Annotated in this window: 28 protein-coding genes, 1 rRNA gene and 1 other annotated feature; of the genes, 1 reads left to right on the forward strand and 28 read right to left on the reverse strand. The window is 45.1% G+C overall.

The annotated features are described in order from the left end of the window. Window positions 1-155 precede the first annotated feature (155 nt). From ACAW68_08250 to ACAW68_08265, 4 genes are all read right to left on the reverse strand, one after another. Window positions 156-1,733, reverse strand: a 16S ribosomal RNA gene (locus tag ACAW68_08250). 416 nt (window positions 1,734-2,149) lie between these two features. Continuing rightward, window positions 2,150-2,536, reverse strand: a complete 387-nt coding sequence (locus tag ACAW68_08255; protein ID XGA15449.1) for a hypothetical protein — start codon at window positions 2,534-2,536, stop codon at window positions 2,150-2,152. An 18-nt stretch (window positions 2,537-2,554) separates the two neighbouring features. After that, a complete protein-coding gene (locus tag ACAW68_08260) occupies window positions 2,555-2,956 on the reverse strand; it encodes a CvfD/Ygs/GSP13 family RNA-binding post-transcriptional regulator (GenBank protein ID XGA15450.1) in 402 nt (133 codons plus the stop codon). Between the two features lie 63 nt (window positions 2,957-3,019). Beyond that, entirely contained in the window at window positions 3,020-3,601 is a 582-nt protein-coding gene (locus tag ACAW68_08265) for a peptidylprolyl isomerase (GenBank protein ID XGA15451.1), read from the reverse strand. Between the two features lie 147 nt (window positions 3,602-3,748). On the opposite strand from ACAW68_08265, the gene ACAW68_08270 reads away from it, so the two are divergent. Next, window positions 3,749-4,414: a VTT domain-containing protein gene (locus ACAW68_08270; protein XGA15452.1), complete on the forward strand. Its 666-nt coding sequence runs from the start codon at window positions 3,749-3,751 to the stop codon at window positions 4,412-4,414. 91 nt (window positions 4,415-4,505) lie between these two features. Here the strand turns inward: ACAW68_08270 and rpoZ are convergent, their stop codons facing one another. From rpoZ to mutL, 24 genes are all read right to left on the reverse strand, one after another. Then, entirely contained in the window at window positions 4,506-4,736 is a 231-nt protein-coding gene (gene rpoZ / locus ACAW68_08275) for a DNA-directed RNA polymerase subunit omega (protein ID XGA15453.1), read from the reverse strand. Continuing rightward, the gene (gmk, locus tag ACAW68_08280) at window positions 4,733-5,350 is read right to left on the reverse strand and encodes a guanylate kinase (protein ID XGA15454.1); all 618 of its coding nucleotides are present in this window, start codon (window positions 5,348-5,350) and stop codon (window positions 4,733-4,735) included. The genes rpoZ and gmk overlap by 4 nt, the downstream gene beginning before the upstream one ends. 39 nt (window positions 5,351-5,389) lie before the next feature. Next, window positions 5,390-6,949, reverse strand: coding sequence for a patatin-like phospholipase family protein (locus ACAW68_08285; protein XGA15455.1), 1,560 nt, complete (start codon window positions 6,947-6,949; stop codon window positions 5,390-5,392). Window positions 6,950-7,059: 110 nt separating this feature from the next. After that, window positions 7,060-8,748, reverse strand: coding sequence for a DNA repair protein RecN (gene recN / locus ACAW68_08290; GenBank protein ID XGA15456.1), 1,689 nt, complete (start codon window positions 8,746-8,748; stop codon window positions 7,060-7,062). Window positions 8,749-8,769: 21 nt separating this feature from the next. Further along, the gene (locus ACAW68_08295) at window positions 8,770-9,219 is read right to left on the reverse strand and encodes an arginine repressor (GenBank protein ID XGA15457.1); all 450 of its coding nucleotides are present in this window, start codon (window positions 9,217-9,219) and stop codon (window positions 8,770-8,772) included. Further along, the gene (locus ACAW68_08300; protein XGA15458.1) at window positions 9,206-10,054 is read right to left on the reverse strand and encodes a TlyA family RNA methyltransferase; all 849 of its coding nucleotides are present in this window, start codon (window positions 10,052-10,054) and stop codon (window positions 9,206-9,208) included. Before ACAW68_08300 ends, ACAW68_08295 begins: the two co-directional genes overlap by 14 nt. Then, entirely contained in the window at window positions 10,054-10,917 is an 864-nt protein-coding gene (locus tag ACAW68_08305; protein ID XGA15459.1) for a polyprenyl synthetase family protein, read from the reverse strand. Before ACAW68_08305 ends, ACAW68_08300 begins: the two co-directional genes overlap by 1 nt. A gap of 1 nt (window position 10,918) precedes the next feature. Further along, window positions 10,919-11,137, reverse strand: coding sequence for an exodeoxyribonuclease VII small subunit (locus ACAW68_08310; protein ID XGA15460.1), 219 nt, complete (start codon window positions 11,135-11,137; stop codon window positions 10,919-10,921). Next, a complete protein-coding gene (gene xseA, locus ACAW68_08315) occupies window positions 11,137-12,402 on the reverse strand; it encodes an exodeoxyribonuclease VII large subunit (protein XGA15461.1) in 1,266 nt (421 codons plus the stop codon). The genes ACAW68_08310 and xseA overlap by 1 nt, the downstream gene beginning before the upstream one ends. Beyond that, on the reverse strand, window positions 12,387-13,277 hold the full coding sequence (locus ACAW68_08320; GenBank protein XGA15462.1) for a bifunctional 5,10-methylenetetrahydrofolate dehydrogenase/5,10-methenyltetrahydrofolate cyclohydrolase: 891 nt from the start codon (window positions 13,275-13,277) through the stop codon (window positions 12,387-12,389). Before ACAW68_08320 ends, xseA begins: the two co-directional genes overlap by 16 nt. 181 nt (window positions 13,278-13,458) lie before the next feature. After that, entirely contained in the window at window positions 13,459-13,998 is a 540-nt protein-coding gene (locus ACAW68_08325) for an ECF-type riboflavin transporter substrate-binding protein (protein ID XGA15463.1), read from the reverse strand. A 26-nt stretch (window positions 13,999-14,024) separates the two neighbouring features. Continuing rightward, window positions 14,025-14,945, reverse strand: a complete 921-nt coding sequence (locus ACAW68_08330; protein ID XGA15464.1) for a hypothetical protein — start codon at window positions 14,943-14,945, stop codon at window positions 14,025-14,027. Between the two features lie 39 nt (window positions 14,946-14,984). Then, entirely contained in the window at window positions 14,985-15,467 is a 483-nt protein-coding gene (locus ACAW68_08335; GenBank protein ID XGA15465.1) for a hypothetical protein, read from the reverse strand. Window positions 15,468-15,551: 84 nt separating this feature from the next. Then, entirely contained in the window at window positions 15,552-16,217 is a 666-nt protein-coding gene (locus ACAW68_08340) for an ABC transporter ATP-binding protein (GenBank protein XGA15466.1), read from the reverse strand. 12 nt (window positions 16,218-16,229) lie between these two features. After that, complete coding sequence (locus ACAW68_08345) at window positions 16,230-17,708, reverse strand: ABC transporter permease (protein ID XGA15467.1); 1,479 nt, start codon at window positions 17,706-17,708, stop codon at window positions 16,230-16,232. Window positions 17,709-17,725: 17 nt separating this feature from the next. Then, complete coding sequence (locus ACAW68_08350) at window positions 17,726-17,980, reverse strand: hypothetical protein (GenBank protein XGA15468.1); 255 nt, start codon at window positions 17,978-17,980, stop codon at window positions 17,726-17,728. Between the two features lie 183 nt (window positions 17,981-18,163). Next, on the reverse strand, window positions 18,164-18,442 hold the full coding sequence (locus ACAW68_08355; GenBank protein ID XGA15469.1) for an HU family DNA-binding protein: 279 nt from the start codon (window positions 18,440-18,442) through the stop codon (window positions 18,164-18,166). A gap of 289 nt (window positions 18,443-18,731) precedes the next feature. Then, on the reverse strand, window positions 18,732-19,460 hold the full coding sequence (locus ACAW68_08360) for a glucosamine-6-phosphate deaminase (protein XGA15470.1): 729 nt from the start codon (window positions 19,458-19,460) through the stop codon (window positions 18,732-18,734). Window positions 19,461-19,885: 425 nt separating this feature from the next. Beyond that, window positions 19,886-21,862, reverse strand: a complete 1,977-nt coding sequence (gene thrS, locus ACAW68_08365; protein XGA15471.1) for a threonine--tRNA ligase — start codon at window positions 21,860-21,862, stop codon at window positions 19,886-19,888. 82 nt (window positions 21,863-21,944) lie between these two features. Further along, window positions 21,945-22,144: a binding site (T-box leader), on the reverse strand. Window positions 22,145-22,202: 58 nt separating this feature from the next. Then, entirely contained in the window at window positions 22,203-23,006 is an 804-nt protein-coding gene (locus ACAW68_08370) for a class A sortase (protein ID XGA15472.1), read from the reverse strand. Between the two features lie 150 nt (window positions 23,007-23,156). Beyond that, the gene (locus ACAW68_08375) at window positions 23,157-23,417 is read right to left on the reverse strand and encodes a hypothetical protein (GenBank protein ID XGA15473.1); all 261 of its coding nucleotides are present in this window, start codon (window positions 23,415-23,417) and stop codon (window positions 23,157-23,159) included. A 168-nt stretch (window positions 23,418-23,585) separates the two neighbouring features. Next, a complete protein-coding gene (locus ACAW68_08380) occupies window positions 23,586-23,846 on the reverse strand; it encodes a hypothetical protein (GenBank protein ID XGA15474.1) in 261 nt (86 codons plus the stop codon). 168 nt (window positions 23,847-24,014) lie between these two features. Next, entirely contained in the window at window positions 24,015-24,467 is a 453-nt protein-coding gene (locus ACAW68_08385; protein XGA15475.1) for a flavodoxin domain-containing protein, read from the reverse strand. 77 nt (window positions 24,468-24,544) lie between these two features. Next, complete coding sequence (gene mutL, locus ACAW68_08390) at window positions 24,545-26,542, reverse strand: DNA mismatch repair endonuclease MutL (protein ID XGA15476.1); 1,998 nt, start codon at window positions 26,540-26,542, stop codon at window positions 24,545-24,547. Window positions 26,543-26,551 lie beyond the last annotated feature (9 nt).

Below are 26,551 nucleotides of genomic sequence, written 5' to 3' on the forward strand. Positions count from 1 at the left end.
ATTTTTTCGGCTCAATTTATATTGATTAACAATATTAAATGAATTTAAAAATTTACAATTATGATTCAGTTTTCAAAGAACTAATTTCGAGAGAGATAAATCTCTCAAAACTGAATATCGTTTCAACGAATGTGTAGGTTTCCGATTTTCCTTAGAAAGGAGGTGATCCAGCCGCAGGTTCTCCTACGGCTACCTTGTTACGACTTCACCCTAATCATCTGTCCCACCTTAGACGGCTGGCTCCCGAAGGTTACCCCCACCGGCTTTGGGTGTTACAAACTCTCATGGTGTGACGGGCGGTGTGTACAAGACCCGGGAACGTATTCACCGCGGCGTGCTGATCCGCGATTACTAGCGATTCCGACTTCATGTAGGCGAGTTGCAGCCTACAATCCGAACTGAGACGCACTTTAAGAGATTAGCTCACCCTCGCGGGTTGGCAACTCGTTGTATACGCCATTGTAGCACGTGTGTAGCCCAGGTCATAAGGGGCATGATGATTTGACGTCATCCCCACCTTCCTCCGGTTTGTCACCGGCAGTCTCACTAGAGTGCCCAACTGAATGCTGGCAACTAGTAATAAGGGTTGCGCTCGTTGCGGGACTTAACCCAACATCTCACGACACGAGCTGACGACAACCATGCACCACCTGTCACCTTGTCCCCGAAGGGAACGCTCCATCTCTGGAGTTGTCAAGGGATGTCAAGACCTGGTAAGGTTCTTCGCGTTGCTTCGAATTAAACCACATGCTCCACCGCTTGTGCGGGTCCCCGTCAATTCCTTTGAGTTTCAACCTTGCGGTCGTACTCCCCAGGCGGAGTGCTTAATGCGTTAGCTGCGGCACTTAAGGGCGGAAACCCTCAAACACCTAGCACTCATCGTTTACGGTGTGGACTACCAGGGTATCTAATCCTGTTTGCTACCCACACTTTCGAGCCTCAACGTCAGTTACAGTCCAGAAAGTCGCCTTCGCCACTGGTGTTCTTCCATATATCTACGCATTTCACCGCTACACATGGAGTTCCACTTTCCTCTACTGCACTCAAGTCATCCAGTTTCCAAAGCAATTCCTCAGTTGAGCTGAGGGCTTTCACTTCAGACTTAAATAACCGTCTGCGCTCGCTTTACGCCCAATAAATCCGGATAACGCTTGGAACATACGTATTACCGCGGCTGCTGGCACGTATTTAGCCGTTCCTTTCTGGTAAGATACCGTCACACATTGAACAGTTACTCTCAATGTCATTCTTCTCTTACAACAGTGTTTTACGAGCCGAAACCCTTCATCACACACGCGGCGTTGCTCCATCAGGCTTTCGCCCATTGTGGAAGATTCCCTACTGCTGCCTCCCGTAGGAGTATGGGCCGTGTCTCAGTCCCATTGTGGCCGATCAGTCTCTCAACTCGGCTATGCATCATCGCCTTGGTAAGCCATTACCTTACCAACTAGCTAATGCACCGCGGGACCATCTCTTAGTGATAGCAGAACCATCTTTTAAATAACAACCATGCGGTTGTTATTGTTATACGGTATTAGCATCTGTTTCCAAATGTTATCCCCTGCTAAGAGGTAGGTTTCCCACGTGTTACTCACCCGTTCGCCACTCTTTGCAATGTCCATCGTCATATCTGAGCAAGCTCTTCAAATCAGTTGAACCACAAAGCGTTCGACTTGCATGTATTAGGCACGCCGCCAGCGTTCATCCTGAGCCAGGATCAAACTCTCAATTTGAAGTTTGAGTATAACTCAATTTTTGTTGTTTAACAGAAGTTAAACGAATTTACTAGCGAATTGACTTCGCAAATGTTTTTGCATCAAGAACTAGCTTGATGACCCTACACATTTGTTTCATCGAAACGATATTCAGTTTTCAAAGAACTATCTCGTAGTTGCTCATCAGCAACGTTTTATATCTTACCAACTTAAGAAGTAGATGTCAACAACTTATTTCAAATTATTTAAACAACTCATTCACAGTTTGAACACATATTCCGTCGCAAGCAACTTATATATCATATCGAATTGATTTATGATTGTCAACAACCAAATTCAATTCATTTTGCATCGTTTTTCATACGAATTAGATTCGTTTGAAAAACTCAACTTGAATATAATACCGAACATCTAAGATAAATGCAAGCCCCAATTTAATCCAATCGTGCAACGCCTGTCATATCAACATTACGAAGCAGATCGGCAGCATCCTTGGCATTCATAAACTGTAGGCCTAGCAATCCTAGTCGATCCATATTGAAACGTGAAGCATCTACTGGTTCAAACGTATAGAGCGAAATCAAATCTTCCGCCGTCTCCAAACCTTGACCATGCCATGCTGCCAATTCTCCTAAACGAAGATTGTCAATATCAAAGCCAAGTTCATCCTTCATCCCCGTTAGTAATGAACCCAATGCAGTATCACCATCATGCTTGTGCATCTTAACTGTATAGAAGCGTGGTGTTGGCACTTCATCGGTCACCAAGAAATATGATTGATCATTTCGAGTAAAGACAACTGTTCCTGCGATTAATGACATTATGCCATCCCCCTTTAATTAGTGAACGTGTGCGTTCAAACGTTGCAATGCTTCCGCAATCATATCATCGCGATTATCTGCAATCGTTTCAAAACCAATATTCAAGTGCTGATTAGTCCAGTAATGATGGTGCCAATTATCAACACGTTGATTTTCACGATCCATGCGTACCTTTTGATTCGCATCTAAGACACTGCGACGTGACAATGAAATCTTTTCATTATATTGGTCGATATCTAGAATCATAACGTCGATTACTTGACCAACATGCAATTCATCCCCGACATGTCGAATAAATGCTGATCGACACTCCGAAATATGTATTAGTCCCTGTGTATGATCATCGAGTTGCACAAAAGCACCGTATGGTTGAATACCCGTTACAGTTCCTTGGACAATCTCACCAATATGATAAGCCATAATAACCTCCTCTAATTAGTTTTTCTTATTATATGTATCTCGGGGTAACCCCGAGTGACAACCTTATGCAATCGTTGCCTTGATAATTTTGATATCTTCAAGTGGCTTGTCTGCGTAATTAACACGAACCTTAGCCATGTCATCAACAACATCCATACCTTCGATAACATGACCGAATACAGTGTGACGCTTGTCTAGCCATGGCGTACCACCTTGCTCACCGTATGCTGACACAACTTCATCAGGTACAAGACCCTTTAGTTGACGCAACATGTTCGCTGGTACACGTGAAGCTTGCACAATAAAGAATTGTGAACCGTTTGTGTTTGGACCAGCGTTAGCCATAGACAAGGCACCACGCAAGTTGAAGACTTCATCTGAGAATTCATCTTCGAAAGAATCACCCCAAAGTGACTCGCCACCCATACCAGTTCCAGTAGGGTCACCACCTTGGATCATGAAGTCGCTAATTACACGGTGGAAAATAATGCCATCGTAGTAACCCTTTTCAATCAATCCAACAAAGTTCTCAACCGTCTTAGGTGCTTGTGCTGGGAACAATTGAATCTTTACCGTACCCTTTGTTGTTTCCAAAACAGCAACTGGGCCTTCTACTGCAGCCAAATCAAATTGTGGCAATGCCATATCTTCATTCTCCTCTAAATCTTAAAATTCACTGTTTGTATTATAACATAAACATTAAGGCCACTCACACTGCCCCTGAAAACATGGTAAACTAGACTCTAGTTGTCAATAGACATTCAAACAGATTACTGGGAGTAAACAAATATTATGATGCACATTATCGATTTGTTCCTGCACCTTGATGTTCATTTGAACAATCTGGTTAACGCATGGGGCATTTGGTCATACGTCGCGCTTTTTGCTGTCATCTTCATTGAAACGGGATCAGTTATCTTTCCGTTCCTTCCTGGAGATTCACTACTATTTGCAGCTGGATCAATTTCAGCTTTGCATGGTAGCATCCTTAATCACTGGGTACTCATGATTATGTTCTGGATTGCCGCTGTATCTGGTGACTCATTGAACTTCTTCTTGGGACGCACGGTTGGTTTGAAGTTGGTTAAGCACCCACTACTTGGTCGTTTCATTAAGGATGAGCACTTAGCTGAGGCAAACGAGTTCTTCGTTAAGCATGGTAAGATGGCCGTCGTTTTGGGACGTTTCTTGCCAATCATTCGTACCTTGGTGCCATTTACGGCTGCCATTTCAGGTTTCAAGTACAAGAACTTCTTGATGCTTGAAGTTATCGCTGCAACTATTTGGGTTGTTGTCGCCGTTGAAGCCGGTTACTACTTCGGTGGTATCCCATTTGTCAGTGAGCACTTCTCATTGGTTATTATCGGTATCTTGGTGGTAACGGCATTGCCTGCTATCATCAGCGCGGTACGTCAATCAATTATCAGCAAGAAGCAAAAGCAAATGAATCAACAATAATAAAAAGGTCGCGATTTGATGTCGCGACCTTTTTTGTACCTAACTATACAAAAAGACCATCCAAACTAATGGATGGTCTTTTTTAGTGCTATTAGTCAGCCAAGTGCTCGGCTTCCAACTTAGTAGCTTCTTCGTCGATAACAACGTTACCGGCTTCGATTTCTTCAAATGCTTGGCCAATTGGCTTAACTGAATCAAAGTGAGCCAACGTTGGCAATGCACCTTGCTCCAATTCGTGGGCGCGCTTAGCTCCCAAAGCAATCAACTTGTAACGTGAGTCAACACGTTCCAACAACTTATCAACTGATGGGTATAAAATCATGATTCTAGCTCCTCAATCATTGCAATATATTCTGGCAACACACGGTTAACGCGCAAACGTTCAACCTTGATAATATCCTTAATACGATCAACTGCCAAAGGCACTTCATCATTCACGACGGCATAATCATAGTTAGCCATCATACGAATTTCAGCAGTTGCAGCAGAGACACGACGGTCGATAACTTCCATCGCTTCAGTACCGCGACCAATCAAACGTTCCTTTAATGCACCAAGATCAGGTGGCGTCAAGAAGATGTATGCACCTTCTGGCATCTTTTCCTTCACTTGCAAAGCACCTTGAACATCAATTTCCAATAGGACGTCGCGACCGGCTGCCAAAGTCTTTTCAATAAAGCTCTTTGGTGTGCCGTAGTAGTTTCCCACATACTCGGCGTACTCTAACATACCGTCGTTGGCGATTTCTGCCTCAAACTCTTCACGAGTTACGAAGAAATAATCCTCTCCGTCTACTTCACCTGCTCGGGGGTGTCGTGTGGTCATTGAGATTGAATATTGAAAGTCGATGTCTGTTTCTTCAAACAACGCCTTTCGCACAGTCCCTTTACCAACACCTGACGGACCCGATAGTACGATCAATACGCCACGCTTCATGGTACTCTTACTCCTATCTTTTTCTCTAGCTAATCAATTTTATATTCTACTCGTTTTTTCCGACTTAGACAACAAGAACAACACGGCACTTAGCACGACATCTAAATTAGCCAAGACATAGGCACGACTAACCGCACCAGTTGGCATCGGCAACACATCACGTTTTACCTTGCCTGCAGTGATAATTGCCGCAATAAAGGACGTCAAATCATACTCTGTTAGCTTATCAACCTCTAATAATCGCGCTAAACGTTCAACCGTTGCTAATCCTTGTCCCTTCGGCGTCTCCTTTTGTTCAGGATCAGCATCACGTCGAATCCATTGTTGCCACGCCAACCAAACTGGCAAATCAGTCAAAAGGGCTGCAATTGGTGCCGTTACTGGATCAGTTGCCAACCATTTCACTAACTGACTACCGCCCAACCAGCTAAAGTCAATATCTGCCGGCAAAGCATAATAATAGCCACCTAGTTCACCCAGTACTTGACGGGTTCTAATTTCGCCAAGACGTACATAGGTGGCACTTAAGTCAGGGAAAAAGTCTAGTAGTGGGCCAAATTGCCATGGTGTCCGAATGAAGTGGACGACGGCATCATCTGGGCGGTCCCAGTTTTCAGGTACTCCATCCATAATTGACACCGCATAGATTTCCTTTGCACCGTGGTCAGCCGCAATATTAATCGGCAGGTTATTTGAATACCCCCCGTCAATGTATTGCTTCCCGTTAATCATAACTGGTGACACAACGGGGTAAAACGCACTCGATGCCAAAATCCAATCAGTCAATTCGTCAGCCGTGGTTTCATCCGTCACACTGTATGGTACAGCCTTTAGTAGCGGAAACTCCGTCGCCACCAGGGTCATTTCTGCCAACCTTGGTGTGGCTAATTCATGTACAACAACTGGGTAAATTAATTCGCGCAATGATTCTTTGTTGAAATAGTGTCGCCCAACTAAGTGAGTGGCAATCGTCTTCGTAAAGTCAGTTCTAGAAACACCGACTTCATCAACCTCATACACAACATCTGTCGTCAAGGTGTCCCAGGTGTGGTGCGAAATATCACTGTTCAAATGCATAAATGACATGGCATTAATTGATCCGACCGAAACACCCAGCACTTCTTGTGGCACAATACCGCGTGCCTTTAGCACATCGAAAACACCTGCTTCAAACGCGCCATGTGCCCCGCCACCACCAAGTACCAGCGCAACTGGGTATGAAAAATCATGCCGATACGTTAACTCAGCCACGCGGTTAAAGCCAGCCAACAATGGACTATTTGTCTGATTTGGGGCCACCTTTATCGTTAGTGATTTCACTCGTTGCTTGCTGAAATAGGTGATTAACTGTTCAAACAAAGACAAGCGGTCAATTGCTTTCCAGCCTAGGGCGCTAATTAGCGTCACATCCCCATCTTGCTCACGGTAAACCACTGCGCCTTCAACTGCATCATCATCAGTAACGAACAACAGTCCTTGTGTGTCGGCACTTGCCGCATTATATCTGTCACGAGCCTCAGCTGCGTCAGGATATATATTTAATAGTTGACCAAACGGCGCAACTTGTTGTGGTGTTAATTTACCCGTTACGATTGGCATATCATCACCCTCGCTCTCAAAATAATCGTATCTTTATTCTAGACACTTTATGTCAGCATGCAAGTTTTGAGTTTAAAAAAACCAGGACCAAAAAGTCCTGGTTTTTAATTCTATTCACTTCGCTTGGCAACCGCTCGTTGAATCAAGTCACGGGCATTTTCTTTGGCCGCCTCGGTTAACTCATCCCCAGACAACATTCTGGCAACTTCATTAACGCGTTCATCCTCAGAAAGTGTGTGAATACTGGTCTCAGTGCGATCACCAACCACTTGCTTTTCGATAAAGTAATGGTTATCCGCAACCGCCGCCACTTGTGGCAAGTGCGTAATCGTTAGCACCTGTGAGTATCGACCAATCACCGCGATTTTTTCAGCGATGGCTTGGGCGACACGACCGGACACGCCGGTATCAACTTCGTCAAAGATAATCGACGTAATGCCTTGCTCACGTGAAAAAATGGTCTTCATTGCGAGCATCATTCGTGATAACTCACCACCGGAAGCAATCTTCACCAACGGCTTAGCACCTTCACCTGGGTTTGTTTGAATGTAGAATTCAACTGCATCCAACCCGGTAGCGTTCAAATCCTTCAACTCCGTGATGTGAGCTGAGAAAACAGCCTTCTCCATGTACAAATCACTCAGTTGATCATGAATTTTTGTTGCCAATTGCTTAGCTGCCTTAAGACGTAATTCGTGTAGCTTCTCAGCTAGCGTACGGGCTTTTTGTTCAGCAACTTCAACTTGTTCAGCCAATTCAGCAGCCGATTGCTCGCCACCACCCATTTCAGCCAACTCTGCATCGACCTTAGATTGGTGTAACAAGACATCGGTAATTGTTGCGCCATACTTACGCTCTAATGAACGAATCAAGTTCAATCGATCATCGACTTCTCGTAGACGCTCCTCGTCAAATTCCAGGCCGTCACGTACCGACAAAATCTCAGACGCCGCTTCCTGCAATTCGTAGTACGCGCCACGAACCGCTTCAGTTAACGTTGCATACTTTGGTGACAATTCTTCGATGTCTTCCATGGCACTCATGGCGGTCGAAATCGTCTCTAGACCGTTATTATCCCAGTCGCCGTCCAATGCTTCATGCGCCTTAGACAGTGCCGCCAAAACATCTTGGAAGTTAGTTAGTTCCTGATACTCAGCTTCCAGCATCTCTTCTTCGCCTTCAACCAAACTAGCATCCGCCAATTCCTTACTTTGAAAGCTCAACATATCAAGACGTTGTGCCCAGGCTTGTTCGTCAGCTTGACGCTTGTGGAATGCACTTTCCAGACTACGGTAAGTCTCGTATGCATCCCGGTACTTTTCAAGCACTGGGCCAATTGTCTTCTTACCATACTCATCCAACAAGGCCAAATGGCGTTCGACTTGCATCAACTCCTGATGTTCATTCTGACCATGAATATCAACTAGGTGTTGACCAATCTCCTTAAGTGTCGTGGCATTAACCAAGCTACCGTTAACCCGAATCACATTGCGCCCACTTTTGTGCAACTCACGATGAATCAATAGTTGGTTGTCCTCTAGCGGAATCCCCAACTCATCAAGCAGTTGTGTAATTGGTTGGCCTGGTTCCACATCAATTAACCCTTGCAAGACCGCCTTATCAGCACCCTCACGAATAAAATCTTGCGAACCACGCCCACCAGTTAGTAGGCCCACAGCATCAATGATAATTGACTTTCCAGCCCCAGTTTCACCAGTTAAAACGGTCATCCCAGGTTGGAAGCTAATGTTGAGCTTCGGAATAATCGCAAAATTTTGAATTGATAATTCTTGTAGCATAGCATGCTCCTCTTCCGTTAACTAAGCTTGCGCCGTCAACTTGTTCGCAAAGTCCTTTGCAAGCTCGCCTTCACGCAAGATTACCAAAACGCCCGCATCATCCCCAATTAGCCCAAACACTTCTGGCAAATTCGCTTCTTCAAGGGCCGTCTTCAAAGCCGGACCAGTTCCTGGCGCCACCTTAATCATAATCATATTGCCTTGGGTTGCGACATCAGTTGTAGTCTCTTGCAAAATACGACCAAGCTGACCAAAATAATCAGCCCCTGACATCACAGCGTAGGCAAATCCACCAGCCGGTAGTGGCACCTTTACTAATTGCATTTCGGTAATATCACGTGAAATCGTTGCTTGCGTGACTTCCCAACCAGCTTCATTCAATTTACGTACCAAGTCTTCTTGGCGTTGAATTTGCTCGTTGCTAATCAACGTCTTGATGGCTTGTTGACGTTCTTGCTTACTTCGTCTCATCCGTCTTTTCCTCACGACGTGCATTCAATTGTGCGTGTGCACCAGCCACCACAGCTTCGCGTTCAGCTTCAGACATCGTGCTATCACCACCATCAAGTACCAAGTGAGCCAAGAATTCAATGTTTCCTGATCCACCCTTAATTGGTGAATAGTCCAAACCAACAATACTGAACCCAGCTGCCTTTGCGTAGCCAGCTACTTTATCAATAACTGCCAAGTGTGTTGCGGCATCCTTGACGATACCGTGCTTACCAATTGCTTCACGACCCGCCTCAAATTGCGGCTTAATCAATGTTGCGACTGATCCACCAGGCGTCAAAATCTTTGAAAGAGGTGGCAAAATCAAGTTCAACGAAATGAATGAAACGTCAATCGTTGCCACTTCAGGTTGTCCTTGGGTGAAATCTTGCAATTCAGAGTAGCGGAAGTTGGTGTTTTCCATTACAACAACACGCTCATCTGAACGCAACTTCCAAGCCAATTGGTTTGTTCCCACGTCCAGGGCGTAAACCAACTTAGCACCGTTTTGCAATGACACATCGGTAAAGCCACCCGTTGAAGACCCAATATCCAAAACTGTTTTGCCATCAACTGAGATGTCAAACACATCCAAAGCCTTTTCAAGCTTAAAGCCACCACGTGATACATATGGCATAGGCGCACCCTTCAAGTGCAACTCAGTTGTTACGGGAATCTTCTCACCCGCCTTGTCCATACGTTGCTCGTTTTCGCCCAAAATTTCGCCAGCCATAATTGCACGCTTAGCTTGTTCACGCGAGGTAAAAAGTCCTTGCTGAACCGCTAAAACATCTACTCGTTCTTTCTCAATCGCCATTATTTCTCCAATGTCTCGTTAAAGTAATCCAAAAATGATACCAACAGTGTGATGTCATTGCCTGTTAGTTCACCAAACTTTTGCAACGCCTGATTGGCAAGTGCAACTTGCTCACGTAAAGCATCAATCGCACCTTGCACCCCAAGTAGCGTTGGATATGCTTGCTTATCCTCATCATCGTCCTGACCAAGGTCATCCAAATCATCCTTAATTTGGAAAGCAAGGCCATAAGCCATCCCAAAATTCCAAAGTTGTTCTTTGACTGCTTCTGATGCGTGGGCCATGATACCACCAGCAATGGCAGCATAGGCAATCAACGCACTGGTCTTGCGATAATGAATTGCCTTCGCTTGATCAAGTGTAATCGTATCAGCATTCGTTGCCGCCATATCCATCACTTGACCAGCCACCATACCGTTTGCACCTGATGCCAAAGCTAGTTGCAGCGTCAACTCAGCCTTTTGCGGTGTGGTTAATAGCTGATCACTCGCCAACCATTGATAAGCCAATGGTTGCAAGGCATCCCCCGCTAGGATTGCCACATCTTCACCAAACTGACGGTGGGTTGTTGGCTTACCACGACGCATATCATCATTATCCATCGCTGGTAAATCATCGTGAATCAAGCTGTACGTGTGAATCAATTCCAACGCACTCGCTGCGCGAACCAATCCTGGTACGCCCATACCGTACGATTGGGCAACTGCCAAAGTTAGCAATGGACGCAACCGCTTACCACCAGCCATCACGGCATACGTCATCGCCTCGCGGAGCGTCTTCTCGGTCGTGCTTTGGGTCAATTCTGTTGCCAAAGTCTCTTCAATCTTTGGGACAACTTCACTGGCAAACTCTGTTAAATTCATACTACGCCTCGGGGTTAAAATCTGAGGTTGAACCATCCGCATTAACAATCTTTGCCAAGCTTTGTTCAGCCGTTTGCAGTGTCTTTTGTAGCTCTTGACTCAACTTAACGCCGGTCTCAAACTCCTTCAACGCTTCTTCCAAAGGCACATCACCCTTTTCCAAGCGGGCAACGATTTGTTCCAACGTTGCCAAGTTTTCTTCAAATGTCTTTTCTGCCATTATTCTGTTTCTTCCTTTTTCGTTACCGTTGCTGTCACTTGACCATCTGCCAGGCGAATCAAAACATCTTCTTCCAACGTGACATCTGCCACAGAGTTTAGAATATGTCCGTCTTGTTCAACAACACTATAGCCACGCGCTAAAATTGCCAATGGACTAACCAATTGCAACCCTGCCGCAGCTCGGCCGACCCGTTGCTGCGCATTTTCCGTTTGACGTGTCATCGCATTCGTTAAACGCGGTGCAATCAAATCGAATTGATGGCGACGTTGCGTCACCAAAGTCACAACAGATTGTTGTAGTCGTTGCTGGGCAATGTCCAAACGTTGTAAGTAACCCTCGTAAAGACGAGCCGGCTGTGTCAACACATAACTGTTTTGCAAACGTTGTAACCGTTCTTGAGAATTAACAACTTGACGTTGCATTTGATTCACCAAACGTTGTTGCATTTGTTGGATGCCTAGCCACAAATCAGCCAAAGGAACTGGTGTTGCCAATTCAGCAGCGGCCGTTGGTGTGGCAGCACGTTGATCGGCAATAAAGTCAGCAATCGTCGTATCTGTTTCGTGGCCAACCGAGCTAATAATCGGCATTGGCATGGTCAACATTTGACGAGCCACAGCTTCTTCGTTAAAGGCCCACAAATCTTCAATCGAGCCACCACCACGACCCATAATCAAAACGTCGTAATCACCAGCTTCAGCAACCGCCGTCATCTGAGAAGTTAGCGATGGTACCGCACCATCTCCTTGCACAACCGCTGGATAAAGTACGATTTCAGCAATCGGATAACGTCGTTGTACTGTCGTCATAATGTCACGAATAACCGCACCGCTTGGCGATGTGATAACCGCAATTTTCTTTGGAAAGCGTGGGATTGTTCGTTGCAGTTGATTAAACAAACCTTCTTCAGCTAACTTCGCTTTCAATTGTTCATACGCTTGATATAATGCGCCGACCCCATCTGGTTCCAGCTTATCAATAATCAAACTGTATGAACCATTGGGCGCATACAAATCCATGTGACCAACGGCGTTTACCTTCATCCCCGGTTCCAGCTTAAACTGCAACTTTTGGAAAGCAAACTTAAACATGGTTGCGTTCAGCACCGCCCCATCATCTTTCAATGAAAAGTATTGGTGGCCTGGACGTTGGCGATAATTGGAAATTTCACCAGTTACGTAGACCTCTTTTAGATAAGGATCCGCTGTGAACTTACGCTTTAAGTACGACGTCAACGCCGATACTGTTAGATAGTCTGCCATGGGTCCTCCAATGCAACCCCGTGGTGTTGTGCGGCAAGTTCAACCGTTGTTTGTAGCAACGTTGCAATTGTCATTGGTCCGACACCACCTGGGACTGGCGTAATCAAACTTGCGACAGGTTCAGCTGATGCAAAATCAACATCCCCCACCAATGAACCATCTTCAAGGCGGTTAATCCCGACATCAATCACAACCGCACCGGCCTTCAATTCTGATCCCTTAATCAAACCAGGCACACCGGTTGCAACAATCACGATGTCAGCTTCACTCACCAATAATTCCGTCAACGATGCCGGTGTGTAGCGGTGCAATAGTGACACGGTTGCGTTGGCCGCTTGAAGCAAGGCTGCCATTGGACGACCAACCAAAATCGAACGCCCGATAACAACAGCATGCTTTCCAGCTACATCAACACCTTCGTGGTGCAACATCGTCATAATACCGCGTGGCGTGTTGGCAACTGGGTAGTATCCTTCACGGTTAGCATACAGACGACCAATGTTTTCTGGGTGGAAACCATCGACATCCTTGCGCGGGTCAATCGCCTCTTGAACCTTGTGTTCATCAATTTGTGATGGCACTGGGCTTTGCACCAAAATCGCATCAACGCTATCATCAGCGTTAAGTTCAGCAATTTTGGCTAGCACCTCTGCTTCTGAAGTGTCTGCTGGGTACTTAATTGTTTGTGCATTCACACCAACCTTACCAGCTGCACGTTCCTTGTTGCGAACGTAAATCTCACTGGCTGGGTCATCCCCAACCAAAATAACAGCCAACCCCGGTGTAATCCCTTGCGTTGCCAACTTTTCAGTTTGACGCGCAACGGCTGCACGTAAGTCCTTGGCAATTTGCTTGCCGTCAATTAACTTTCCCATGGTGCACCTCACTTTTATTCATTATCAATGCATAAATTTTACCACAATCTATCACTTTAAACCATGAACCAGTCCAAATTAAAAACGGCCGAACCCTTATTTTTAAAGGGCTCAGCCGTTTTAATTTGTGTTAAATTCCAAAAATCATCAGCCATTATTTCTAATGAATAAAGACCGTTGACTACTTAACAAACCAAGCATGGTACAACTTAATAAACAATGTGCCAATAATCGCAATCACCAACGTGTTCGCTAGCATTGCCATACCGCCTTGCGCATACGCCTTACCAAGCGTTGTACCGTAGATCCAGTGATCTCCCAATGGGGCAATCACCAACCAGACCACTGCGTTCGCAATGACTTGCCAAATATTAAACAAGACCAGTTTGCGTGACGTTAATTCACCAACAAAGACACCAATTCGAGTCGTGGCTAGTCCGATAAAGAAACCAAACATACCGTCAGCAATAGCCCAAGTCCACCAAACTGAATCCAAGTTGGCTGATGACAAATCAGTCAATGAATGCCCAATGAAGGCAACAATAAACCCAGCAATTGGTCCAAAAATAGCTGACATCAAGGCCAACCAAGCTGGTGCCACCGTGATATCGGTATGTGAAACGCCTGAAGGCCAGGCAACATATTTAAACAACAACACAAAAATAATCGTCCCAACAATTGTCCCGATTACCTTGTGCGCTGACAAAACATTATGATTCATGGAATCACTCCTACATTAATTTTTCGTTATTCATGACTGTCGTTCAAGACAACCAAGTCATTCGGCAAATCTTGCCCATTAAGTTGTTGATAATACTTTCGGAAAACCGTATTGTATGAATCCTCACTCATTAAATCAGGATTCATCGCAAGATAACGAATAGTCTTAACTTGCATGACTTCTGTTGCATTCGGCTTGCTCAAGTCATTAATCCCCACCATTGGTGACATCAAATCATTCGCTTGCCCTTGGTGCTTCAAAGCTAAGGCGTGACCGAACTCGTGAATAATTGTATGCTCAGCTTCTTGGTTGTGCAAGTCCTCAATGTCACGCGAGGTTACCGGTCCGTAAACAGCACCAGACAGATAGTCTTCACGTTGAATTGTCTTAGCCAACCATACCTTAGCGGCTTGCTTTGAAATCCACATCGTATTACCAGCTTCAGTGGTCGTTGCCAAAACGGTTGTATCGGTTTTACCCAAATCATCCGTAATGTCTTTGTAGCCAATCAACAGTTGATAATCTGCATCATCCGGCCACACGTTGCGATCGACATTCTCATTTTGGTTAGCCTTAGTTGACGTTACCTTAATAAAGTCGACGCCCATCGCTTTATTCCAAACTTCAGCCGCTTTGTTTACCCAGACCAACGCTTGTCCGTCAGTCTCACTCATCGCCTTAGATGACACAACGACCTTCATTTCACCGTTAGCGTTCAAATCCCAATGTGATGTCACCGGCAACTTATCGGCATCAGTTGCACCCATCGTTGCCTGTTGCTTACCCACTTTAGCAATATAAGCTTTCTCTTGCTTAGCAGCCGCATTTGCATCGGCCACATTCATATAATAACGAATGAATTGTGGTGCAATCAACACCAACAAAATAATGACCGTCAAGACGATTGCCAATCGCTTATTACGGCTTAGTCGCTTTCTACGTGCCATATAGACTCATACCTCATCTCAAAACCCAAACCCAAAACGCTACTCGCCGTCCTCTGCCTCTTCAGCTGGTGCGTTCTTTTGTTCTTCAATTGCTTCATTGATTGCCGTCAATTCTTTATCAAAGAAGGCCGCAATCTTCGTTTCCACCGTTTCTGGATCATCCAAAAAGGCTGCGACGGTTGCTGCCGTCTCAATACGAAGCCCAGACTTAGTAACTAATGGGTGCTCAACAATCATGTAGAGCGTCACTTCAGTCTCCGGATCGTTAATCACAATCTTGCTAATCGCATTCGTATAGCGAATTGGCAAGTTAATCAACCCAGTTTCCAAACGAAGGCTAATTGGCTCATCCCCACTGATAAGCAACTCTGCGCTGAAAAGCTTGTTGTCTGCCAACGCTTTTTCAGCATATGTAAACAAATCATCCAAATTAACAGTTGCTTGGTCTGCCGCGGTAAACGACTTGACGTCATACTGTTCATCCTTGATTGCTGCAATAAAATCATTACCAGTTAATTGCATCACATTTCTCGCTTTTCATTGATATCTAACGATTAGTGTAGCATAAAACAGGCCGAGGTTTACGTTCCTCGGCCTGTTCTTAACTTATTCTGTAATCGGTGTAAACACGTGGTCCTTCAACAAAAGTTGTTCATCCGCCTGCTTGGCAACTTCACGGTCGTGTGTAATCAGGATAACTGTCTTACCAAATTCATGCGCTAACTCCGCAAAGAGCGCCACAATTTTTTCTGAATTTTCGTGATCCAAATTTCCGGTTGCTTCGTCCGCTGCAACAATTGGCGCATCCACTAGCAAAGCACGGACAATTGCGACACGCTGTTGTTCACCACCAGACAATCGTTGCACATTCTTTTGTGCCTTCTCCTCATCAATACCGACACGGGCCAGCTGTTCCAAAATATATGCTTTGTCATTCGCATGCTTTGACTTCGTGATTGCCAAAGCTGTTTGAACATTTTGGAAAGCCGTCATCGTCGTTAACAAGTTGTATGACTGGAAAATCGTTGAGACGTACTTTTGTCGAAAGGCAGTTAAACCAATCTTCTTAATTGATACACCATCAACCAAGATATCACCTTCACGCGGCACATCAAGTCCGGCCAAAAATGAAAGCAACGTGGTCTTACCAGAACCAGATTCACCAACGATAGCGTAGAACTTACCGCTCTCGAACGTTAGATTAACATCCTTGTACAAGGCATTATCAGCCGTCGTGTACCAATGCGTTAAATTTTTAATTTCTAGCGTCATTATTCTTCCTCACTAATCGGCTTGCAAAATTTGCTTTGGTCGCATACGCAAGATGCTAAAGGCTGCCCCTGATACTGACAACACTGCGATCAAGAAAGCAACACCGCCCAATTCTGCAATTGCTGTTGGCGTCATCGCAACATCCAACTGTTCATTCTTAGCAGCTGAACCGCCACTCATCATTGGGCCACCACCCATGCCACCGCTAGGCTTTCCTGATGGTGCACCACCTTGTTGACCATTTTGACCACCGCCTGGCATACCACCACGCGCTGATTGCATTTGTTGCGTCGTTTGTTGTTGTACAAGTTGCTTACCAACTAAGCCAGATACACTGTTACCAGCTGCTGTTGCAATTCCCAACGCGATTGCCAAAATAACTAGCATTTCCGTGAACAATTGGGCAACAACCTTTGGCTTAGATTCACCGATTGATACCAAAATACCAATTTCACGGCGACGCTCGCGGGTAATCAAAATGATAATCAAACCAAGAATTAAGACGCCGGCAATTGACACAATCCAAACAATCTTAGAGGCAAATGCCGCCACGTTCTTCATACTTGCTGCCACTGTCTTATATTGACTTGCATCAGACGTCAAAGTAAGTTCTGACGTATCAATCATCTTCTTGGCTTGCTTCACAAATGCATTTGTCTTGGCTGGCTCAGCCATCGTAAATGTCACGTTTGATGCTTGATCTGGTGTGCCATTAATGTCATTAGCCAATGTGAATGATCCATAAATCGTATTTGCTGGGTCTTCACGTTGGAATCCGTCGGTCGTTGTCTTCAACTTGTAGATTCCAACAACCTTAACAGTCTTTTCAGTAGCCGCATCATCCGTCGTCTTAACAGTCAACGTATCGCCGACCTTAATGTTGTTAGCCGTTGCCAATTCATTTGCAATCACCACATTATTGGTGTTTTGGTCGCTTGTCTTAATGCCACGTCCAGAAACAATTTTGGCCGTACCATCAGAAAATGAGGCTGTTGCTGTGGTTGATGTCACACCATTGACTTGAATGTCACCTGAATTTTGGTTACCCATCATGCCCCCACGGTCACCACCACCCATTGGCGTATTCGTTGACGTGGTTGTAATTGCCTTAAAACTTGAGGCGTTTACTGAGGCGCTATTCGTAATGTTGTATGAAGCCACATTTGAAAGCGCGGCAATCTTCTTAACTTCTGAAATAGTTGCCGTTGGCATTGTAATTGACGTCGTCGTGTCTGAGGATGATGAGTCTTCAGAAGATGATTCGGATGATTGGGCCGCCTTCATCTGCTCAAACATCTTCTCTCGGTTAGCCGACAGCGTTACTGTTGATCCAACTGAATTAGCTGCATTTGTGGCTGCTTTCAAGGCCGCGTTTTGCACAATCAATCCAGCCATCACAAACGCCAAAATTACTGTTGACGTGAGGACCAGCAATACCGACCGTCCCTTTCGCGCCCACAGTGTAATACCTGCTCGTTTTACGAAATTCATGTTACTTCTCGCTCCTATCATTGCGTCGTTGCGCTGCTTGCTGCAGCATCATCGATTGAATTTGACTGTGATTGATTACCGTATCCACCCATTGGACCACCATTGCCACCAAAGCCGCCATTCTGTTGCGTCATATTTGGTCGACTGGTTTCACCTAATCCGAACGGGTGAAACGCTGCAATGGCACTAAACGCCATCGCTAATGTTGCAATACCTAGCGTCACATACTGTAGCCAAGGATGTTGCTTGCGTTGTTCATAACGATCTGTCATATCGCTATCCTCCATCTATTTTCTGACAAGGCTTATAATATGAGTCAAAGCTTAGGCGATACTTCACGGGGGCTAAAAGCAAACATAAATTTTTATGTCTATTGAATTGTTAGTGACAATTAGGTACAAAAAAACGCCGTACGACTAAAAATCGTACGGCGTTTAATTTATGCAATCTAATGATTACTTGTTAACGGCTTCCTTGAAGTCCTTACCAGCCTTGAAGGCAGGTGCCTTTGCGGCTGCGATTTCAATTTCTGCACCAGTTTGTGGGTTGCGACCCTTACGTGCTGCACGCTCGCGAACTTCGAAAGTTCCGAAGCCTACCAAAGCAACCTTCTCGCCCTTAGCAAGTTCGTTCTTGATAACGTCCAACAATGCGTTAACTGTCTTAGCAGTTTCTGACTTTGGCAATTCAGTTTGTGCTGCAACCAAGTCGATCAATTCTGTCTTTGAAGCCATGTGATAATACCTCTTTATTAATTATTACCTGATTAGTATACGCTATGCATCGCAAAATACACAGCTTTTTGTGCGAAATTCCTAAGCGGTCTTAGTGAATTTTTAAAAATGTATGCAAAATACATACCCATAAAAAGAGAATGCCGCTATAACTGGCAAGTTACAGCGGCTAAGAGAGAGAAAGAGAATTGGTTGTGTAAAGCATCTCTGCTTTACGAGTATTAATATAACACCCCATGTATACGTTTGCAACCAATGCCCCCGCCTATTCTCCTATTAGTCGGATTTCCTACACAAACGGCACAATTTCTTCACGATTGGTCAACTTTGCACCAGCTGCCTCATCGATAATAACTGTGACATTTGCATGCTTTTGCAAGATACTTGCAGGCATGTCTTCCGTAACTGGCCCTTCGATCATCGCCGCCACAGCATCAGCCTTCGCTGCACCGTAAGCAACCAAAAGAATTTCCTTAGCCTTCATGATGCTACCAATTCCCATTGAGTAAGCATAGCGAGGCACTTCGTTTTCGTTCTCGAAGAAACGCGCATTTGCTTCAATTGTTGACTCAGTTAGTGTCACTTCGTGCGTCAAAGAATCGAATGGCGTACCAGGCTCGTTGAACCCGATGTGACCATTTTGACCCAATCCCAAGATTTGTAGATCGATTGGGTTTGCGTCAATGATACCTTCGTAACGCTTCGTCTCAGTTTCAGCGTCCGCCATACCATCAGGGACATAGCTCTCCTTAAATGGCTTAGCATTGAACAAGTGCTCGTTCATGAAGTAACGGTAGCTTTGCTCGTGCGTGCCAGGCAAGCCCTTGTACTCATCCAAGTTGATTGAAATCTTATCAGAGAAGTCCAAATCACTGGCCTTCAACTCATCATAAATTGAGATTGGCGTTGAACCAGTCGCCAATCCGAAAACTTGTGCACCATTCTTAACAGCCTCTGCGAATACTTCGTACCCTGCGTGGCCACCAGCTTGTTGATCTTTAACTTGTAGAATCTTCATTTTATTTCCCCTTAAAAAATACGTTCTGTGTTTTTATTCATCTTTGGTATAGACCAATTATAGACCAATTTCTATACCAATTCAACTCAGAAAGTTATTTTTTTGTTTGAGGTTTTGTTAGTTGGTGGTTAGTGTCGTCGCTATCGCGCCGAGGCATGGGATTTGGTTGGAGCGGCGGTGCTTGGCCCCGCCACGCGTATAGACATGTGCAGACCCTGACCCGCAGGTGTGGGTTCTTAGCGGTTTTACCGCTTAGAGCCACGGGAGGTAAAGGCGTACGCGCCAACGGCGTGGACTCCGCTCCCTGCAGGTCATGGTCTGGACGTGTTAGCGTGCCCTCTCCGGCCGTCAGGACGGACACTAACCGCAAACTAAAAGACCTGATGTCAGGATTCCCCCAACATCAGGTCTTTAATCGTTAATTATTATCCCTTAACGGCCTTTTCCAATGTCTCCATTGCGCGTGAGTGACGTGCAATATCTGACATCAACTCTGCTTCAAAGGCATCAACAGACTTTGACTTCGTGTCCGTTGAACCGAAGCGACGAATCGTAACCGTGTTGTTGTTAACTTCTTCATCACCGATAACCAACGTGTAAGGAACCTTAGACGTTTGGGCATCGCGAATCAAGTAACCCAACTTTTCATTGCGATCTTCGTATTCAGCACGGATACCTTGCTTGATCAAACGATCAGCCAAGTCCTTAGCGAACTTACCGTGGGCATCGCGGTTAACAGGAATGATACGTACTTGGTGTGGTGCCAACCAAGTTGGGAACGCACCCTTGTACATTTCAGTCAAGTAAGCCGTAAAGCGCTCCATCGTAGAAATAATTCCACGGTGAATCATAACTGGACGGTGCAATTCACCATCTGGTCCGACGTAAGTAACATCGAAACGCTCAGGCAACAAGAAGTCCAATTGGATCGTAGACAACGTCTCTTCTCCACCCAAAGCAGTCTTGATTTGCACGTCCAACTTTGGTCCGTAGAACGCAGCTTCACCTTCAGCTTCGAAGTAATCCAACTCCATGTCGTCCATGGCCTTCTTCAACATCGTTTGAGCCTTGTCCCACATGTCATCGTCGTCGTAGTACTTTTCCGTGTTTTCAGGGTCACGGTATGACAAACGGAAACGGTAATCCGTGATATCAAAGTCAGCGTAAACGTCGATCATCAAGCCCAAAATCTTCTTGAACTCGTCCTCGATTTGGTCTGGCATAACGAACGTGTGACCGTCGTTCAACGTCATTTCACGAACACGTGACAAACCAGTCAAAGCACCTGACTTCTCGTAACGGTGCATCATTCCCAATTCAGCAATTCGGAATGGCAACTCACGGTATGAACGTGGCTTGTGCTTGAACACCATGATGTGAGATGGGCAGTTCATTGGACGCAATTCCAAGAACTCGCCATCACCCATGTCCATAGGTGGGAACATGTCATCGCGGTAGTGATCCCAGTGACCTGATTGCTTGTACAAGTTCAAGTTTGACATGATTGGCGTGTAAACGTGTTGGTAACCGTCTTGCACTTCGCGGTCAACAATGTAACGCTCCAACGTACGACGGATAGCAGCACCGTTTGGCATCCAAACAGCCAAACCAGCACCAACTTCTTGAGACGTGAAGAACAAGTCTTGCTCTGCACCAATCTTACGGTGGTCACGTTCCTTAGCTTCTTCACGACGCTTCATTTCAGCATCCAAGTCTTCAGCCGTCCAGAATGCCGTTCCGTAGATACGTTGCAACATTGGGTTTGAAGACTTTCCACGCCAGTAAGCACCAGCAACTGACGTCAACTTAAAGTGCTTAATCCAGTTCGTTGATGGTACCAAACCACCACGGTCCAATTCAACGTGCTCACCTTGAACAGCGATTGAGATGTGCTCATCGGCTGGCAAGTCGTTAATCAATTCAATCTTGTATGGATCGTTCTTGAACATTTCCAAAGCTTCGTCGCGCGTAATCTCACGAGAAACGATTGGCAAGTTTTCTGAAGCGATTTGCTTCATCATCTTTTCAATCTCAGGGAATTGCTCAGCTGAAATTTGGCTACCCTCAACCTTGTCAGTATCGTAGTAGAAACCATTATCGATGGCTGGACCAACACCGTAGTGAATTTGGTCTGGGTACAAACGGTTCAAAGCTTGTGCCAACAAGTGAGAAACAGAGTGACGCAACAATTGCAATCCTTCTGCATCATCCTTGGTAATCAATGAAAAGGCACCATCTTCTTGAATGCCATCGTTCATACCAACGTAGTGACCGTTCAACTTACCTGAAACAGACTTCTTAGCCAATGACTTTGAAATACCGTTAGCAATTTCCAAAGGCGTTACGCCAGCTGGGAATTCCTTCACAGCACCGTCTGGGAATGTAATCTTTACATCTGCCATATTGTGTAATCTCCTATTTAATCTGCGTGCAACTTGACGCGCGAAAAACAAAAACGTCCCGTTACAACAATTATACTTGTCGTAACGGGACGTTTGCACGCGGTACCACCCGAATTCGAGAGGGTTCCCCCTCACCTCATCGTCCCTTAACGCGGGAAACGGAACTGGTTCACCAGTTCGCTTGGAAGTAGTACCGTTCAACGACCGTTATCTGCCTCCCACCGATGGCAAACTCTCTATAAACAATCTTGTTCAACGACTTATCTTCGTCAACGCTTTATTCTTAATTCATTATACTCGAAAACTCGAAAAATGAAACCCTTAACTATTGACGCAACAATTAGTTTACGCCTTCTTCTTCACCAGGATTAAACCATGACGCATGGGCGTTTGTTTTTTGGACCGTCAAGTCAAAATAGTGCACAACCTTATCTGGCGCACTGTGCCATTCCCACGTCTTATCCAATGATGCTTTCGTAATAATACGATATTGCGTACTTGGGAATAGGCAACTGATAATCGTTAATTGCGGTGACTGCGTTTGACGCAACACGTCGGTATCACCCTTATTGACCAATATCTGGTCTGTCACCTTATATTGATAAATACCCGCACGATTAGCCATATAGATTGGCTGGCCATTCAACCAATCACTCCCCTTCAATTCACCATCGACAAGATAAGGGGCATCTTGATTGAGACGTTCTTGTAGGGCAGAAAAACCAGTTTTACCATCATTAAAATTGTGACTCGCCAAACCATAATTGCCTTGGCCCATAACTGGCACCTGTTTACCATCTGGATCATCCGCCGTGCGATTAGCATAATTAGCCCCGGCATCTAGTCCTACCTCGCTGTAGGCATTATCGAAGATTGGTTGCAAAATGCCTAGCGATGGCATACTGACAAAACCTTGCTTATGCAAACCTTCATCGCGGTGCGTTTCCTTCATGACCCGGTCAACAATTGCTTGTCGCTCAGATTGGGTAATCTTTTCATTAGACACCTTAACCCGCTGCTTCAACTCTTCTCGTTGAATTGTGCCACGGATATTCAATGTATTCTCTTGGTACCCGTAATAGCCACCCGCTACAACACCGCCTACCAAGACAGCCGGCAAAACTCGCCGTATTAGCTTACCCATTAGGTGTCCTCCTCATTTCCTTAGTCAATCTATTCTAGTGCCAAATCCCTTTGTGGACAAGTCGAGTGGTGGCAAATCATTTTTAAACGAACAAAAAAGATTGGCCTCCGCAGATACCAATCTTTTTTTGAGTCTTATTCATTCAGTTAATTATTGCAATGTTACGCCCGCTTCGCGCGCTAGTTGGCGCAATTCAGATGATTCCAAATGTAAATCCGAACGTAGTCGCCCAAATGAAATCCCCGGCTTATTGGCGACACGATCTTGAATGCGCTTGATTTGACGTTCACGATACTCACTCTTGTGGGCACTTTCGTTTTCAACCGTCACGCTAAATTCTGATGCTGCAGACGTTGCAAAGGTGTAGTTTAATTGTCCGACCCCTGTTGACATTGATGTAAAGTTAGCCATTATAGCCCCCCAATAACCGTACATTGACGATGTTTTCTTTAAGATAGTTCTTATTATACCCTATTGTTCGTAAAAATGTGGTTTTTTGTTCCGATTATTGGTTTTTCGTTCAGAAATAAAGAAAGAATCCGATGTTTCAGATAACAAAACATCGGATTCTTTAGTTAATTATCGTAATTCAACACCAGCTTCACGCGCTAGTTGACGCAAATCAGCTGTTTCCAAATTCAAATCGGCACGCAAACGAGCAAACGTGATATCTGGCTTAGTTGCCACACGATCCTGAATGCGCTTGATTTGTGCTTCGCGATAGTGGTTCGGACGACCACTTGCGTTTTCTACCTTTACGCCAAACTCAGCTGCTGTAGATGTTGAAAATGAATAGTTCAACTTCCCAACGCCAGTCGACATTGCTGAATAATCTGCCATAATGTTTCCCCCATATGACTATCTCTAATTTAGAAATATCATACAAGTCATATATGGCTGAATTGTGATTTGTTTCTGAAGTCTAAAGAAGCAAATCTTGCCCGTGAAGTCAAATATTAAAACCGGCAGCTGTTTTGTAACAACTGCCGGTTTTGGTATTTATTGATATTAAGCGTTAGCCTTTTCAATCAAAGACTTCGTAAATGCTTGCAACTCTTCAGTTGCTTCAACATCAGGGCTCAAGTTAACCTTGACACCGTCAGCTCCCTTAGTGGCACCTGACTTCTCAAATTGTGCTTCGAACTTGTCGATGGCAACGGCAAAGTCCTTACCGTAGAAGTCATCACCAGAACCTGAAACACCGTAGACAATACCAGTCAAATCAGCGTCTTCCAAGTCCTCAAAGAAGTCCAATGACTCATCAGGAACAGTTCCCTTATCAAACGTGTAAGGTACAACCACCACGATGTCAGTCTCGTCGGCTGAAATGTCGTGTGGGTCAATCATTGAGATGTCTTCCTTAGTAACTTCAACACCTTCTGATTCGAACGTGTCGATGATAACGTCCGCAACATCTTCATTGTTACCAGTAATCGTAGCGTAAAATACACGAGCCTTCATGATAATCTACCTCTTTTAAAATCTGTCATTTCGTATTTGTTGATACAAGTATATTGCGAATACGAAACACTTTCAAATTAAAAGGGGTGGTTATCGTATTCAATCCATGATTCGTGTGAATCTTGAATACGCTTAAACATCTTTTGCATGTCCAACGTTGAGAACGTTACCAAAACAGGGCGTCCGTGTGGGCAGTTGTATGGGTTCTCTGAGTGTGACAATTGATCAATCAAGCCCTTGGCCTCGAAGTCATTCATTGACCAGTTAGCCTTGATTGAACGCTTGCAGGCCATCATAATTGCCGTACGCTCACGGAATTGAGCAGTCGTCAAATTACCATCGCGCAAAATCCAATCAACCATTTCACGAATCGTATCTTCTTCTTGTCCCTTCTCAAACCAACCTGGGTGTTCACGGACAATCACCGCGTCATCCCCAAATGGTTCCAAATGCAAGCCAACCTTAGCCAACTCTGCTTCATGGGATTGAATCTTCAAGATATCAATCTTAGGGTATTCCAACACGATTGGCACCAGCAACTTCTGCATTTCCATGCCGACCTTACCGATTTCCTCTCGATAGTACTCATACTTCACACGCTCTTGAGCGGCGTGCTGGTCAATCAAGTACAACCCTTCTTCAGATTGCGCAAACAAGAACGTACCGTGCATTTGACCAATATAGTCAAGCTTGGGGAAGCTTTGCCCGTGCTCATCAACAGCCGTAATGGTGTCATCTTTCAGGTCTAGTGATTCTTGCTCAGCTGCCATCGTAACGCCCCCTTCATCAAAGGGGTTAACTGCATCGGCATCTTGATACTTTTCAGCGAATTCACTCACCGCGGTTCCTTCAAGCTCATCCGCATTATGCACAACAACTGGCGCGATATCGTCAACCGAGAAGTTATCAGCCAATTTTTCGTAATCCGCCGTCGACATAGGCGCTGGGTGATTGGCAGGTGTATCCGGTGCATATGAGCTAACATATGGCTTTGACGCTTCGTTTAGCTGTGCCAAGAACGCCTCGTCATTTTCAGCTGCGTTTTGCTCCTCGCCTAGATAGTTTTCATAGGCATTTGGAATCAAATTCTGGTTCGCAAAGCGTTCCTTAACTGTACGCTCAATCAAATCCATCAACTGACTTTCCTTAGAAAGACGAACTTCATGTTTTTGTGGGTGCACGTTCACATCGACCAATAGTGGATCCATCGTAATTTGCAAAACAGCAATTGGGAAACGACCGACCATCAACTTTGATCCATATCCCTTAACAAGCGCACGACTCAAGTTGAAGTTCTTGATATAACGTCCGTTAATCAAAATTGAAATGTATGAACGATTAGCACGCGTCAATTCAGGCAGTGAGATATAACCGTTCAACTCAAAGTCATTGTCCTCAGCCTGGATTGCCAACATCTTACGAGCTTGTTGTACCCCGTAAATCGACGCAATAACTTGTTGTAGATTACCGTTACCCGCTGTACGCATCACTTCATTACCGTTGTGTGATAGACGGAATGAAATATCAGGATAACTCATCGCCAAACGGTTAATCACATCCACAATCTGTGCTAATTCAGTTGATTGTGACTTCAAGTATTTCAAACGCGCAGGCGTATTAAAGAACAGCTCTGACACCGTAATGTCAGTTCCCTTACGTGCGCCCGTTCCGACTTCTTCAAGTAGTTCACCACCCTTGTAGTGAACACGCGTTCCTTGTGGTGCATCAGCAGTAGCCGTTTCCAGCACGACATCCGCAACTGACGCGATTGATGGCAACGCCTCACCACGGAACCCCAAAGAGTGCACGCGGAACAAATCATTACGTGACGTAATCTTAGACGTCGCGTGACGCAAGAATGCTTTCTTAACTTGATCAGCCTCAATACCATCACCATCGTCAATAATGCGGATCGACTTTACACCAGCTTCTTCAACTAGCACATCGATTTGATGACTGTTGGCATCAATTGCATTTTCAACCAATTCTTTGACAACAGATGCAGGTCGTTCAATAACCTCACCGGCCGCAATTTGGTTAGCTAAAATATCTGATAATTCATGAATTTCTGCCATAACGCAGCC

It is taken from the genome of Weissella confusa, assembly GCA_041871065.1.
GTDB classification, from domain to species: Bacteria; Bacillota; Bacilli; order Lactobacillales; family Lactobacillaceae; genus Weissella; species Weissella confusa_A.